The organism is Rhizobium sp. BK289, from assembly GCF_014193575.1.
GTDB classification, from domain to species: Bacteria; Pseudomonadota; Alphaproteobacteria; order Rhizobiales; family Rhizobiaceae; genus Rhizobium; species Rhizobium tropici_C.
Genome location: NZ_JACHZO010000002.1, coordinates 1 through 14,588 on the forward strand (window position 1 = coordinate 1; position 14,588 = coordinate 14,588).

A 14,588-nucleotide genomic window follows, 5' to 3' on the forward strand; every position below is an offset into this window, starting at 1 on the left:
AGCCGATCGGCGCAAACGCCGGTCAAAACATAACCGAACCCAAGGAAATTCCCGCAAATGCTGGTGTTTTGCCCCTTGAGTTCTTTCATTGGAGAACCGTAATGAAAAGTGGTCTTGAAGATGTCATTGCCGCAGAAACCAAGCTGTCCGACGTCGACGGCGCTGCCGGTCGCCTGATCATCCGTGGCGTGTCGCTCGATGATCTGGTGGCGACCAGCCGCTTCGAGGATGTTGCGGCGCTGTTGCTTGACGGCCTGTTCGACGAGCATATCGACGCAGTCTCCATCCGGACGCAGCTCGGCATGGCCCGCGCTGCTCTCTTCACGCATGTCGAGGCTGCCGATGCTGCCGTCCTTGCGCTGCCGCCAGTGGATGCCGTGCGTGCCTTGCTGGCACGCCTCGGCGACGGCGAGGATTTTGCAACGGCGATCCGCCTGATGGCGGCGCCCGCCGTCTTCCTGCCGGCAATCTTACGGCTGCAGAAGGGCGACGCGCCGATCCAGCCGGATGCATCGCTTTCCCAATCGGCCGATATCCTACGCATGTTGACGGGCCGCGTTCAGACGGCAGAGCAGACGGCGGGTCTCGATGCCTATCTGGTGACGATTTCCGATCATGGCCTCAATGCATCGACCTTCGCCGCGCGCGTCATCGCCTCGACCCATGCGGGTCTCACCTCCTCCGTGCTTGCGGCGATCAGCGCCCTCAAAGGTCCTCTGCATGGCGGCGCTCCCGGCCCGGTTCTCGATATGCTCGACGGTGTCGGCAAGCCTGAAAATGCCCGCGCATGGCTGTCACAGGCGCTCGATCATGGCGAGCGATTGATGGGTTTCGGCCATCGCATCTATCGCGTCCGCGATCCGCGTGCCGATGCGCTGAAGGCGGCGTTGAAGCCGATCTTTGCGAGCGGACAGGCCGATGCCGGACGTATCGCCCTGGCCGAAGCCATCGAGGCGGCAGCACTGGCACTGCTGAAGGAACGCAAGCCGGATCGGCCCTTGGACGTCAATGTCGAATATTATACCGCCCTGCTGCTTGACGCGCTCGGCTTCCCGCGCAGTTCCTTTACCGGCGTTTTCGCGATCGGCCGCACAGTCGGCTGGATCGCCCATGCGCGCGAACAGACGCTCGACGGGCGTCTGATCCGCCCGCAGTCACGCTATGTCGGCCCCTTGCCGAAAGCGGCGTAGCGGTTCCGATAAGCGCTCAGGCGGCCGCGGATTGGCGCGGCCGCATCATGCCTTCGCGGATGTGGCGAGCAAGCTCCAGCGTCTGCGGCGTTGCGTTCACCTTGGGCAAATGCAGGTTGATCGCAAAGATCGGCAGTTCTGGCAGCCCTTGGTCGACCGTGAGGATATCGAGATCGGCCGGAACGGTGGAGGCGAGCCAGGCAGTGACCGCGAGATCCGTGCGCACCGTCGCCGTGGTCGCCTCGATATTTCCATTCTCGAAAACGGTCCGCCAGCGCAGGCCATCCTTGCTGAGTGCTGCAAAGACTGATGACCGGAAGGCACAGGTATCGGCCACCATCGAGATCGGCAACGGCACCTTGCGATGGGCACTGCCTGCCTTGGCGCCGACCCAGACAAGCCGCTCGACGGCGAGGCATTCGCCCTGCGACGTTCCGTATGGTTCCTCCACGACACAGAGATCGACGGTTCCCTTTCCCAACTCTTCGAGCAGTTCCGGTGATGAGGCGCAGACCAGCGAAATCTCGATCTGCGGATAGCGCTCGGCATAGGATTTCAGCACCGGTGCCAGCGTTGCTCCCACGAGATCATAGGGAACGCCGAGCCGCACGCTGCCGCGAACGCTCCTCTCCGTCATATCGTCCCAGATCTCGTCGTTCAAAGCCAGCAGGCGGCGGGCATTGCCGAGCAATCGTTCACCCGCTTGCGTCAGCCGCAATCCGCGCCTGTCCCGCTCGAACAGGGGCCAATCAAGCATGTCCTCCAGGCGCTTGATCTGCTGGCTGACGGCGCCCTGCGTCATATGCAGCATATTGGCGGCAACTGTCATGCTGCCCTTGTCGGCAACGGCAGCGAAGGTTCGGATGAGGGCTATGTCGAAATTCCGGATCATGGTCAGCATTATAAATGCTAATGCTGCGATCCTTCAATATTCGTTTTCCTGATGAGGCCCATCCTTCTATCCCTCCTCTCAAAATCGAGAAGTCTCAAAATCGGGAAAAGGCTAGATGACTGTCGAAACCCTGTTGCCGCTGATCCTCTTCGCATTGGTTTCGACCATAACGCCGGGAGGCGCCACGACGCTTGCGACCGCATCTGGCGCGCATTTTGGCTTTCGCCGGTCGATACCGGTCATGGCCGGTTTTGCCGTCGGTCTCGGCTCCATGGCTGGCGCGACGGCCGCCGGCCTTGGTGGGGTATTGCTGGCGCTGCCGGTGCTGCAGATCGGCATGAAGACACTCGGTTCGCTTTACCTGATCTGGCTTGCCATCCGCATTGGCAGGAGCGGCCCACCAGGCGCGGCCGGGCAGATGGCGAGGCCTACCGGCTTCGTCGCAGGTCTCTGGATGCTCTGGCATAATCCCAAGGGCTGGGCGATGACCATGGGTGCCGCCGCATCTTTCGCCGCGCTGGCGGAAAATCCTGTCAGGCTCGCGATCCTGCTTGGCGGAACCTTCTGCCTTATCGCCGCCTTCTCGCTCGCCGTATGGTGTCTACTCGGACAAATGCTCGGGCGTTTGCTGAAAACCGCATGGCAGTGGCGCGCGGTCAATATCTCACTCGCCTGCCTCTTGATGATCTCGATCATTCCCATGTGGCACGAATGAAATCTGATAGGCAGAGGCCGGTTTGATCACGGCCGGCTGCGCCAGAGCCATGTGGTCAAAGTTCCGGCGCGGCCACGCAGGCTTGCTTCGATCGGACCGTCGAGGTTCCCTTCCCTGAAAGGAGTGCTGTCCCGGCCGGCGGAAAACAGCAGCTCGTCGCTGATGGCGATCTCGGCGCGATTACCGACCGCGACCTCCATCAGACGACTGGCGATGTTGACCGTGTCGCCGGTCGCAGTGATCTGCTGGCGTCCGCCACCGCCGAGCCTCGAGGCGACGATGGTGCCGAAATGCGCGCCGATCTTGAAGCCGATGCGGGACGCGACCGTCTCCGGCAGCGCCGAGAGCCAACCTCTCATCCGCTCGGCCAAACGAATGCAGCAGTGCGCGGCATCGGCAGGATCGCTCGGCTTCGGTTGCGGCAGGCCGAAAAGGATCATCGCTCCATCGCCCATGAAGCTGGTGATGGCACCGCCACATGCAGTCACTTCCTCGTCGACGAGGTTATAGAAGCCATTCAGCAGTTCCCGAACGGCAGCTGGGCCGACCGTTTCGCTGAGACCCGTGAAACCATTGATATCGATGAAAACCACGGCAGCTTGCTGATGCACCGGGCTTGCGAGGAAATCGGGATCACGGGCGAGATGCTCGGCGAGGCCGGGCGCCTCGATGCGCTGCAGCAGCTCGCTTTGCTCGGCGAAGCGCGTTGCCCGCCTGCGGTCGAACCAAAGCTGTGCCGCGCCGAACAGCAGCGCCGGCGGCACGGTCGCGGTAATCGGCAGGGCGGCACTCAGCCAGATCCCGTGCTTGAAGGCGCTGACATTGACTGCGAACCAGATGAGCACGACGCCGAGGACTGTTATCAGCCCGATAGTACTGCGCTGCCAGGAGAGAAGGCCAACAACAAGCAGCGGCAAACCGATGGCGAAATAGAGATCGATGAAGCGAATGTTGCGGTCGCGCACCAAGCCGTCTCCGGCAATCAGATGTGTGATCGAGGTGGAGATAACCTCGACACCCGGCAGGACGGGATCGAAGGGCGTTGGAAAGACATCGCCGCCACCGGTGACGGTTGCGCCGATGACGACGATATGATCCCTGACCGCGGCTTCCGGCAATTGACCGTTGAGCGCCGCGCTGGCGCTGATGGTGCGGATCGTGCCGCGCGGCCCGTAGAAAGCGAGTGGCAGGAGATAGCCGGTATCGGTCTGGATGGATCGGTCACCGATCTTGATGCGATCGGAGATGACGGTTGTCTGCTCATCGGTTGCAGCGGAAACGACGCGCAGCGAAAAGGACGGCTCGATCCGCTCGCCGCTGCGAAACAGCATCGGAACAAAACGCGGCGTTCCAGTCTTGTCGGTCTGGACATTGACGACGCCGTAGCTTGCGGCTTCGGCAAACCGCTGCTGCGGTTCGAGGAATTGCAGCGCACTCGGCACACGGGCAAGAGGTTCCCTGCTGTCGTCAACGACACGCTGTCGGCTTTCCGGGAAAATGCCGGCTGCAGCCAGCACGACTTTGGTTCGCTTCAGCGATTGCTCCAATGCCGCATCGCCGGCCTCATCGCCGGAATCGAGCAGAAGCAAGTCGAGACCGATGGCTTTTGGCCCCAACGCGGCAATGGCGTCGATGATTTTGGCGAGCGTGGCGCGCGGCAGCGGATAGTGCCCCGCCAGACGCGACGTGTCGTCATCGATGGCTACGATCGTGACGAGATCGGGTGGTTGATGGCTGCCGCCAAGCGTATTGCGGAGGTTCGTGAGCGTCGCCTCGGCGCCGTCGACAAAGGGGATGTCACCGCGAAGATGCGCGATGCCAAGACCCAATCCCCAGACGGCAGTCAAGAGAAGCGCAATCAGCGTCTGCAGCGGTGGTCGGCGCATGGCGTCGCGATCTCACTGGCCGAGGCGGGCCATCAAAGCGTTTATGCGCGGTTGTCGCCATTGGGTGACGCGCAATGCGGAGCGGCTGCGGTCGACATCGACGCCTTGCCCTTTGCCGAGCGTGACCCCCTGCCCGGTCGATACCTTGTTGACCGCGACACGGCCGCGCAAGACAAGTACGGATGTGTTGCTCCGTTTCACGTCAACGGCCCATCGTGTGCCGCGCACGGCAGCGATTGCCTGTGGCGTCACCACTTCGAATCCACCCTGAATGCGGCTGGCATCCACATCGATCAGCGCTGCCTTGCCGTCGAGCACAAGAGCATCCACACTGCCGTCATGGTTCCGGTCCGCAAGCCGGTAGTGCGCGCCGCGCTCGACAGTAATGCTAAGCCCAGCGGCGCAATTCAGCGTCTGGCGCACGGCGCTGACCGTGGGCCGCAACGGACAATTCGCGACGGCTTGCGCGGAAGCGGCGCCGGCACCGATGATGCACAATGTACCTGCCGCCAGCGCCAGACTACGAATATTGTTTGCTTGGATCATGATTGTGGCCCCTCATCGCCTATAACTGGAGCCGCGGACGGCGATTTCCAGTCAGGGTATGCCCGATCCCTGGGACGATGATGCGTCATGGGCGATTGATCTGCAAGTTGTCGTAGCCTCTGGCTTTGTAGAGCACGCTCGAAATCAGCCAGCTCAGCAGGAAAATGCCGACGACGGCGACACCGAAATTGGCAAGATTGTCATTGAGTTCGCCGATGAAGCTCCAGAAGCCGCCTTCGAGGCCGAGCTTGTCGGAAATCAGCCCCAGCGCTTCGATGCCGCCGATAAAGATGGCGACGACGACCGAGGCTGCCGTGATTGTCAGATTGTACCAGAGCTTGCGCACCGGCTTGACGGAAGCCCATCCATAGGCACCGGTCATTAGCGTGCTGTCGAGCGTATCCATCAGCGACATGCCGGCGGTGAAGAGTGCCGGGAAGACGAGGATGGTCCAGAAGGACATGCCCTGCGCAGCTTGAGCGGCGGAAATGCCGAGAAGCCCGATTTCCGTCGCGGTATCGAAGCCGAGGCCGAAAAGAAAGCCGATCGGATACATGTGCCATGAGCGGGTCACGACCTTGAACATCGGCCGGAAGATGCGCGCCAGAAAGCCGCCGCCGGCAAGCAGCGTATCGAGATCCTCGTCCGCGATCCTCTCGCCTCTCTGTGCCCGCCTGAAGGCGGACCACACGCCTTTGAGGACAAACAGATTGGCAACGCCGATCAGAAGCAGGAACACCGCCGAAACCGTCGTCCCGATGACGCCCCCCATGTCGTGGAAGGAATCGAGCTGGCTCTGCATGGCGGCCGCCGTCGCGGCGATCAGGATCGAGGCTATCACGACGATCGAGGAATGGCCGAGAGAAAAGAAGAAGCCGACCGCATAGGGCTGCTTCTTTTCCTGAACGAGCTTGCGCACGACATTGTCGATCGCGGCGATATGATCGGCATCGAAGGCGTGGCGAAGCCCGAACATATAGGCAAGAAGCGCAATGCCCAGCAGTGAAGGCCTGTCGGCGAAAGCGGCCCAGGCCCAAATCCACGCAGCGATATTGAACGCGATCAACAGCGCAAAAGTGAAAGCGATCTTGGCTCTCGGTCTTTCCGCCCGATCGTCAAATGGATTGAGGATCATACTTTTCTTCCCGTTATGCTTACTCGCACAGTGTCACGGAACGGGAAGCGACGCGATAGTCAAATGACGTAGGTGCCGAAGTTTTTCGCAGTGTCACAAAAATGAGCAAACCCGTCGCAACCGGATCTGCTCCGCACCTGATTAGCCTCTCTCGAACGGGTATCCCTCGTCGGCCCATCCCGTCATGCCGCCGATCATGACCTTCACGCGCCTGCCCAGCGAGCCGAGGCGCCAAGCCGCCTTGTCGGTGCCGTTGCAATGCGGCCCGGCGCAATAGACGACAAACAGCGTATCCTCAGGCCATTCCGCCATCTTCCGCGCGGTCATCTTGCCATGCGGCAGATTGATCGCGCCGGGGATATGTTGCTCCTGGAACATGGTGGGACCGCGAACATCGAGTAGGACGAAATCCACATTTCCCGATGTCATTGCCTGGCGCACATCGGAGCAATCGGTCTCGAAGGCAAGCCTGCGGGCATAGTGTTCTGCGACAAGGCTCGGGACTGCTGCGGGGATTTCATTGACTAGGGACATGGAACGCTCCTTCTTGGGTTCGGTGCATTCATGCCTGAGTGATCTCGCAGTTGAAATTGGCCGAAATGCCATATAGCGTCAACATCATGCCAAACTCGGATAATCCCAATCTTCACGGTCCGCATGTCGTCACCCTCGTCTATGACGGGCTGTGCACGTTCGAATTCGGCGTCGCCTATGAAATCTTCGGCCTGCCACGGCCCGAGATGGGCGATCACTGGTATCGCTTTTCCGCCTGTGCGATCGAAGGCGGTCCGCTTCGCGCCGCCGGCGGGCTGACAGTGCAGGTCGATCATGGGCTCGAGGTTCTTGCCGATGCCGATCTGATCGTCGTGCCGGGTTGGCGCGGGATCGGGACGTCTGTCCCTGCCCCGCTGATCGCCGAACTGCAAGCGGCCAGCCGCCGTGGCGTGCGCATCATGTCGTTGTGCTCGGGCGTGGCGGTCCTTGCGGCCGCCGGATTGCTCGCCGGCCGCAAGGCGACGACGCATTGGCGCTATGTCGATTCCATTGCCGCGCGCTATCCGGACATATCAGTGGATGCCGACGTCCTTTACGTTGACGAAGACAGCGTCCTGACAGCCGCCGGCAGCGCCGCTGCCATCGACCTTTGCCTGCATGTCGTGCGCCGGGATTTCGGGCCCGATATCGCCAACAGCGTCGCGCGCCGGCTCGTAGTGCCGCCGCATCGCGAGGGCGGCCAGGCGCAATACATCGAGACCCCGGTTCTCAAGCAGCGGGAAGGAGCGCGTCTGGGGCCGCTGCTTGAATGGATGCGGGAGCGTTTGCAGGAAGAGCAGTCCATTGCTGCGCTTGCAGCGCGGGCCGGCATGAGCGTGCGGACTTTCCAGCGCCGCTTCGAGGCGACCACCGGCATGTCGCCGGGCGAATGGCTGCTCAGCGAACGGCTGCGGTGCGCCCGCGATCTCCTCGAAAGGCAGATCGCCATTTCGCTTGACGATGTGGCGGTGGCGAGCGGATTTGGATCGCTCGCCACCATGCGCCATCATTTTCGGGAGAGGCTTGCGGTCAGCCCGAGCGACTACCGCAAGCGATTTGCCGTTCTTAAACCAGGCGGCTCTGTTCCGTTGCCGCTTCGATGAAGCTCGAGAACAGCGGATGCGGTTCCAGCGGGCGCGACTTCAGTTCCGGGTGATACTGGACGCCGATGAACCACGGGTGATCCGCATATTCGATCGTTTCCGGCAGCACGCCATCCGGTGACATGCCGGAGAAGGTCAAGCCGCATTCTTCGAGCTTGTCCTTGTAATCGACATTGACCTCGTAGCGGTGACGATGGCGCTCCGAAATATCGGTGGAACCGTAGATTTCCGAAATCTTGGTGCCCTTCTTCAGGGCCGCCTTGTAGGCGCCGAGACGCATCGTGCCGCCGAGATCGCCGGATGCCGTGCGCTTCTGCAACTCGTTGCCCTTCAGCCATTCCGTCATCAGGCCGACGACCGGCTCCTTGGTCGGGCCGAACTCGGTCGACGAAGCATGTTCGACACCGGCCAGATTGCGAGCCGCTTCGATGACGGCCATCTGCATGCCGAAGCAGATGCCGAAATACGGCACCTTGCGCTCGCGCGCGAAACGGGCTGCCAGGATCTTGCCTTCCGAACCGCGCTCGCCGAAGCCGCCAGGCACGAGGATGCCGTGAACCTTCTCGAGATAAGGTGCCGGATCTTCCTTTTCGAAGACCTCGGATTCGATCCATTCGAGCTTGACCTTGACCCGATTGGCGATGCCGCCGTGATGAAGCGCCTCGATCAGCGACTTATAGGCATCCTTGAGCCCGGTATATTTGCCGACGATGGCAATGGTCACCTCGCCTTCCGGCGTGCGGATACGGTTACAGACTTCTTCCCACTGGTCGAGACGCGGCTTCGGAGCCGGCTCGATGCCGAAAGCGGCCAGCACTTCGTCGTCGAGGCCTTCCTTGTGATAGGCCATCGGCACGTCGTAGATGTTGGCGACGTCGAGTGCCTGGATAACCGCGGACGGACGGACGTTGCAGAACAGCGAAAGCTTGCGGCGTTCTGCTTCCGGGATCTCGCGATCCGCACGCACAAGCAGAATGTCCGGGTGAATACCGAGAGCCTGCAGTTCCTTGACGGAATGCTGCGTCGGCTTGGTCTTCAGCTCGCCGGCGGCCGGAATGTAGGGCATCAGCGTCAGATGAACGTAGATCGCCGTGCCGCGCGGCAGGTCGTTGCCGAGCTGACGGATCGCTTCCATGAAAGGCATGGCTTCGATGTCGCCGACGGTACCGCCGATCTCGCAGATGACGAAATCATACTCGTCATTGCCCTCGGTCACGAAATCCTTGATCTCGTTGGTGACGTGCGGGATGACCTGGACGGTTGCGCCCAGATAGTCGCCACGACGTTCCTTGTCGATGATGTTCTTGTAGATGCGACCGGTGGTGATGTTGTCGGTCTTGGTGGCCGAGCGGCCGGTGAAGCGCTCGTAGTGGCCGAGATCGAGGTCGGTTTCCGCACCGTCATCGGTGACGAAGACCTCGCCGTGCTGGGTCGGGCTCATCGTGCCCGGATCCACGTTCAGATAGGGGTCGAGTTTGCGCAGGCGGACTCGATAACCACGAGCCTGCAACAACGCTCCGAGAGCCGCAGCCGCAATTCCTTTTCCGAGGGAAGAAACCACGCCGCCAGTGATGAATACATATCGCGCCATGGGAGTCACCGGATACCTTTTCACAAATGATTCCGCTAGCCCTAAAATTCGTTTCCGGAATTTTGGCTACAGAACGCGGAATATGGACAAAACAAAACCGGCAGATCCAAGGACCTGCCGGGGATGATCTTCGGCGACCGGAATTACTTGCCGGTCGGAACGCCGCCGTTGTCGGCCGGCGCAGGAGTCGTCGTTGCCGGCGCGGTCTGCTGACCGGTCGCGGCCGGTGCCTGCTGAGCAGGCGCCGTAGCGGCGGGCTGGCTCGTCGTTGAAGGCGGCGTCGCCTGCGACTGCGGAGCGACTGCGCCGCTGTTCGGAACGCCGCTATTGTCGGCTGGCTTCGGCTGGGTGGTCGCCGGCGCCGGGCTCTTCTGCCCGCCGAGCGAATCAAGAATGCCGTTGCCCTGGCCCGCCGTGCTCGGAATGCGGTTGAGAATGTCGGTCGGGCGCGCTTCGAAACGCGACAGCACGTTCATGCCGAGCGCGAGCGCGAAGAACAGTGCAGCCAGAATGGCCGTGGTGCGCGTCAGCGCATTGGCCGTACCGCGCGCAGACATGAAGCCCGATCCGCCGCCTATGCCGAGGCCGCCACCTTCGGAGCGCTGAATCAGCACAACACCGATAAGGGCGACGACGATCATGAGATAGATGACAAGCAGTACGGTTTGCATAGGTCCAGTCCTGCCCGGTGCGGGCATCAAAAAGAAAAGCTTGCGGCTCTTTACATGAGGCTCTCGCCTATTCCAAGCCCCTTTAAGGCTGGAATACCGGGCAAGTTGTTGCTTCAGGCGAACTGCCGTTCGAATGCGGCATAAATGGCGAGGAAGTCGACCGCTTTCAAGCTCTGCCCGCCGACAAGAACGCCGTTGACATGGGGAATGTCCAGGAGATCACGCGCATTCGCACCGCTGACCGATCCGCCATAGAGGATTCGCATGTTCGCGCCTTCCCTGCCGAAGCGTTCGATAAGCTCGGCGCGGATGAAAGCATGCGCCTCCTCGACGTTTTCCCGGGTCGGAACGACACCGGTGCCGATCGCCCAGACCGGCTCATAGGCGATTACCGTCGCCGCCGCCGTCGAGCCGTCCGGGACGGAACCGATGAGTTGCCGCTTCAGCACATCGAGCGTCCGGCCGTTATTTCGCTCGTCGGCGGTCTCGCCAATGCAGATAATGGCGATGAGCCCCGCATCATGCGCCGCCTGCGCCTTGGCGCGCACCAGCATGTCGCTTTCCGCATGGTTTCTGCGGCGCTCGGAATGGCCGACGATCACATGGGTGCCGAAGCAGTCCGCGATCATTTCCGCCGAAATATCACCGGTATGCGCACCGCTGACCAGTTGGTGGCAATCCTGCGCGCCGATCGCAAGTGGACTGTCGTCGCAAAGTGCGGTCGCGACATAGAGCAATGTGGCGGGGGGGCAGAGCAGCGTATCGATTTTCTCCGACAGCGGCGCCTTGACGCCATCCGCGATTGCCTTGATCTGATCGAGGCTCGCACGCGTGCCGTTCATCTTCCAGTTTCCGGCTAGAAGCGGCCGTATGGTCTTCGTCATTCCGAGTGTCTCCCCCTTATTTCATCAGTCGGACTAACAAAAAGGGGGAGGAAAGGAAAGTTATCGAACAGGGGCGGAACCAGTTAAAATCGTTTGAAAAATGCTTATCCGGAAAATAATCCGATGCCTGAGCATTTTAGGATGCCTGCGGATCGACGATCCAGTTGAGCACCTTGCGCCAATCGGTCATGCGAACGGGCGTTCCGTGGTTCCCGGTTTCGAAAAGCGTGAAGCGCGTCGGATAATGGGTCTTGTAGAGTTTCTCGAACAATGCCTGTTGGTCCGCCGCCGCATAGACGGGGTCCTTGCTGCCATGCGTGAACCAAAGCGGCAGCTTTGCCTTGTAGAAGGCGCTCTTGGTGAAATCAGGGTCTGTGACCCCGCTCAAGATCGCCATGCCCTTCAGGCGCTTGACGCTTTCGGCATCGCGGGTGATGCCCCAGCAGACGAAGCTGCCCATGGAGGCGCAGGTCAGGATGACGGGCTTGCCGCCCGACTGCTCAAAGGAATAGCGGATCAGCGCGGCGACATCGGCAACGCCATTGCTGTCGAAACCTTTCACGCTCGGGGCATAATAGGTGCCGCCGTTGCGATAGGCGAGGTTTTTCAGCCGGTTGAAGTTGCCGCCGAACGTATAATCGTTGGAACCCAGCCGGCGATCGCCGCCGCGGCCGTGAATGAAAATGACCGTAAAGGCCTGTTTCGAGGCCGGACCGATACGAGTAACGTCGACCTTGCGGTCACCGAGCTGCAAGGTCTCGTCTTCCTGCGCCTTCCAGCGCACGCCGGTGTCGATATAGGCTGGCTTGACGCGCTTTTCCGGAATCTGGTCGCGGCCGTTGATGTCTAGCATTTCCTGGTAATCGATCGTCTGGAAAGCGCCGTTGTCGTGGCTTTCGATGACGGTCTGGTTGGAAAACAGCTCGTCCTTGAAGGGCTTCAGCATATCGGCGGAGGCGCCTTGGGCGGCCGCAAGAAGCAGAATGCCCGAAATTGCAGACGGGATGGGCAAATGAGCTGTGGACATTCGCATGCGGATACTTCCTCCGATCGGCCATCGGGCTTGCCATTCGTCACCCGGCAACGCAAATCTCATCTATGAATCTGCCCCGTCATGGGGCGCCATCGCTCTTGTGCGCCGTTTCTGGCAGAATCACGGTGATTCGCGAATACCGGTCATAAATGCGACAATAAAGGGATCTGGCCCCACCAGGACAAATCTAGCAGCTTGAAGTTCTATGGATAACAGCAACGATCTCTTCTCCGGACTACCCCGCTCGCCGAAACCGGAAGTGGCGGAAAAAACCGTCGCAAAGGCAGAAAAGCCCGCAGCAGCGCCGGCTCCGCGCGCGGTCCCGGCAACTTCGTCGTCGGAAGAATATGGCGCAAGCTCCATCCGCGTTCTCGAAGGGCTCGAGCCCGTTCGCATGCGTCCCGGCATGTATATCGGCGGCACGGATGAAAAGGCGCTGCACCACCTCTTCGCCGAAGTCATCGATAACTCCATGGACGAGGCTGTGGCCGGCCATGCGAATTTCATCGAGGTCTATCTCGACCGGGAAGGCTACCTGACGGTCACGGATAACGGCCGCGGCATTCCCGTGGAAAACCATCCGCAGGTTCCCGGCAAGTCGACGCTCGAAGTCATCATGACGAAGCTGCATGCCGGCGGTAAGTTCGATGGCAAGGCGTATGAGACCTCGGGCGGTCTGCACGGCGTCGGCGTGTCCGTCGTCAACGCCCTGTCGGATGATCTGGAAGTCGAGGTTGCTCGTAACCGCAAGCTCTATCGCCAGCGATTCTCGCGCGGCCTGCCGATCGGCGGCCTGGAAGAGCTGGGCGATGTGCATAACCGGCGTGGCACTCGCGTCCGCTTTCATCCGGATCCGCAGATCTTCGGCGATCACGCCCGCTTCGATCCGGCCCGCGTCTTCCGCATGGCTCGCTCCAAGGCCTATCTGTTCGGCGGCGTCGAGATCCGCTGGGCTTGCGATCCTGAGCTGGCGCCGGAAGGTGCCGACGTTCCGGAAAAGGCGGTTTTCCACTTCCCCGGCGGCCTGAAGGACTACCTCAAGGCGACGATGGGCAACGAGTTCACCGTTACCCGGGAGATTTTTGCCGGTAAGTCTGAGAAGGAAAGCGGCCACGGCTCGCTCGAATGGGCGATCACCTGGTATGGCGGCGACCCGCAAATCCACTCCTACTGCAACACGATTCCGACCCCGGAAGGCGGCACCCATGAAGCGGGCCTCCGCATCGCGTTGACCAAGGGCCTGAAGAGCTACGCCGATCTCACCCAAAACAAGCGCGCCGCCAATATCACGACGGATGACGTGATGATTTCAGGCGTCGGCATGCTGTCGATCTTCATCCGCGAGCCGGAATTCGTCGGCCAGACAAAGGACAAGCTCGCAACGGTCGAAGCCCAGCGCATCGTCGAAAACGCCCTGCGCGATCCCTTCGATCACTATCTCGCCGATAATCCGGCCGAAGCCGAAAAGCTGCTGGAATGGGTGATCGAGCGTTCCGAGGAGCGCCTGCGTCGCCGCAAGGAAAAGGAAGTCAACCGCAAGACGGCCGTGCGCAAGCTGCGCCTGCCCGGCAAGCTGGCGGATTGCTCGCAAAGTGCTGCCGAAGGCGCGGAACTCTTTCTGGTCGAGGGCGATTCGGCAGGTGGCTCGGCCAAGCAGGCGCGAAACCGCACCAACCAGGCGATCCTGCCGCTGCGCGGCAAGATCCTCAACGTGGCGAGTGCCGGCCGCGAGAAGCTGTCCGCCAATCAGCAGATTGCCGACCTCGTGCAGGCGCTCGGCTGCGGCACGCGCACCAAATATCGCGAGGAAGATCTTCGCTATCAACGCATCGTCGTCATGACCGATGCCGACGTCGACGGCGCACACATCGCCTCGCTGCTGATCACTTTCTTCTATCAGGAGATGCCTGAGCTGATCCGGCAGGGGCATCTCTTCCTGGCCGTGCCGCCGCTCTACAAGATCACGCAGGGCTCGAAATCCATCTACGCGCGTGACGATGCCCATCGTCTTGAGCTGATGGAGACGGAATTCAAGGGCAAAGGCAAGGTCGAGATCAGCCGCTTCAAAGGTCTGGGCGAAATGCTGCCGGCGCAGCTCAAGGAAACGACGATGGATCCGTCCAAGCGCACCCTGCTGCGTGTCGAGATCGACGAGGTGGATTTCGAAGGCACGCGCGATGCCGTCGACAACCTGATGGGTACGAAGGCCGATGCGCGCTTCCGCTTCATTCAGGAACGGGCCGCTTTTGCCGAGGATCTGGATATCTGACGGCGAACCGACCGCCGATTGCTGAAGCCGTCAGGCTTCGCGATATTTTACCGGATTGTCCGATATCCGTTACGAAAGCGTCATGGATCGATGTGTAGATGGCGGCATTGCCTTGAATGCCGCCATTTCATCATTCAGA

At 61.1% G+C, this 14,588-nt stretch carries 13 protein-coding genes; 4 read left to right on the forward strand and 9 right to left on the reverse strand.

Annotated features, from left to right (window positions below; genetic code table 11):
* Window positions 1–101: 101 nt before the first annotated feature.
* Window positions 102–1,190: a citrate synthase/methylcitrate synthase gene (locus FHT84_RS03745; protein ID WP_112343090.1), complete on the forward strand. Its 1,089-nt coding sequence runs from the start codon at window positions 102–104 to the stop codon at window positions 1,188–1,190.
* 16 nt (window positions 1,191–1,206) lie between these two features.
* On the opposite strand, the gene FHT84_RS03750 is transcribed toward FHT84_RS03745, so the two are convergent.
* Window positions 1,207–2,082 (reverse strand): LysR family transcriptional regulator, encoded by an 876-nt coding sequence (locus FHT84_RS03750; RefSeq protein ID WP_113249968.1) that lies wholly within the window; start codon window positions 2,080–2,082, stop codon window positions 1,207–1,209.
* A 115-nt stretch (window positions 2,083–2,197) separates the two neighbouring features.
* On the opposite strand from FHT84_RS03750, the gene FHT84_RS03755 reads away from it, so the two are divergent.
* Window positions 2,198–2,797 carry a LysE family translocator gene (locus FHT84_RS03755; RefSeq protein WP_112343091.1) on the forward strand — a complete coding sequence of 200 codons (600 nt, stop codon included), beginning with the start codon at window positions 2,198–2,200 and terminating at the stop codon, window positions 2,795–2,797.
* Between the two features lie 26 nt (window positions 2,798–2,823).
* On the opposite strand, the gene FHT84_RS03760 is transcribed toward FHT84_RS03755, so the two are convergent.
* From FHT84_RS03760 to FHT84_RS03775, 4 genes are all read right to left on the reverse strand, one after another.
* Window positions 2,824–4,683 carry an adenylate/guanylate cyclase domain-containing protein gene (locus tag FHT84_RS03760; RefSeq protein ID WP_112343092.1) on the reverse strand — a complete coding sequence of 620 codons (1,860 nt, stop codon included), beginning with the start codon at window positions 4,681–4,683 and terminating at the stop codon, window positions 2,824–2,826.
* A gap of 12 nt (window positions 4,684–4,695) precedes the next feature.
* A complete protein-coding gene (locus tag FHT84_RS03765; protein WP_112343093.1) occupies window positions 4,696–5,229 on the reverse strand; it encodes a FecR domain-containing protein in 534 nt (177 codons plus the stop codon).
* An 85-nt stretch (window positions 5,230–5,314) separates the two neighbouring features.
* Window positions 5,315–6,364 (reverse strand): HoxN/HupN/NixA family nickel/cobalt transporter, encoded by a 1,050-nt coding sequence (locus FHT84_RS03770; protein WP_112343094.1) that lies wholly within the window; start codon window positions 6,362–6,364, stop codon window positions 5,315–5,317.
* A 141-nt stretch (window positions 6,365–6,505) separates the two neighbouring features.
* A complete protein-coding gene (locus tag FHT84_RS03775) occupies window positions 6,506–6,898 on the reverse strand; it encodes a rhodanese-like domain-containing protein (RefSeq protein WP_112343095.1) in 393 nt (130 codons plus the stop codon).
* A gap of 65 nt (window positions 6,899–6,963) precedes the next feature.
* Between FHT84_RS03775 and ftrA the strand changes: the two genes are divergently transcribed.
* Window positions 6,964–8,001: a transcriptional regulator FtrA gene (gene ftrA / locus FHT84_RS03780; RefSeq protein ID WP_112343096.1), complete on the forward strand. Its 1,038-nt coding sequence runs from the start codon at window positions 6,964–6,966 to the stop codon at window positions 7,999–8,001.
* Here ftrA and FHT84_RS03785 read toward each other — a convergent pair.
* From FHT84_RS03785 to FHT84_RS03800, 4 genes are all read right to left on the reverse strand, one after another.
* Window positions 7,964–9,592 (reverse strand): CTP synthase, encoded by a 1,629-nt coding sequence (locus tag FHT84_RS03785; protein ID WP_112343097.1) that lies wholly within the window; start codon window positions 9,590–9,592, stop codon window positions 7,964–7,966. The genes ftrA and FHT84_RS03785 overlap by 38 nt on opposite strands.
* Window positions 9,593–9,735: 143 nt before the next feature.
* Window positions 9,736–10,263 carry a preprotein translocase subunit SecG gene (gene secG, locus FHT84_RS03790; protein ID WP_112343098.1) on the reverse strand — a complete coding sequence of 176 codons (528 nt, stop codon included), beginning with the start codon at window positions 10,261–10,263 and terminating at the stop codon, window positions 9,736–9,738.
* Between the two features lie 113 nt (window positions 10,264–10,376).
* Window positions 10,377–11,147: a triose-phosphate isomerase gene (gene tpiA / locus FHT84_RS03795; RefSeq protein ID WP_112343099.1), complete on the reverse strand. Its 771-nt coding sequence runs from the start codon at window positions 11,145–11,147 to the stop codon at window positions 10,377–10,379.
* A gap of 136 nt (window positions 11,148–11,283) precedes the next feature.
* The gene (locus FHT84_RS03800; protein ID WP_112343100.1) at window positions 11,284–12,180 is read right to left on the reverse strand and encodes an alpha/beta hydrolase; all 897 of its coding nucleotides are present in this window, start codon (window positions 12,178–12,180) and stop codon (window positions 11,284–11,286) included.
* Between the two features lie 205 nt (window positions 12,181–12,385).
* Here FHT84_RS03800 and parE point away from each other — a divergent pair, with 205 nt between their 5' ends.
* A complete protein-coding gene (gene parE, locus FHT84_RS03805) occupies window positions 12,386–14,449 on the forward strand; it encodes a DNA topoisomerase IV subunit B (RefSeq protein WP_112343101.1) in 2,064 nt (687 codons plus the stop codon).
* The last annotated feature ends 139 nt before the right edge of the window (window positions 14,450–14,588 follow it).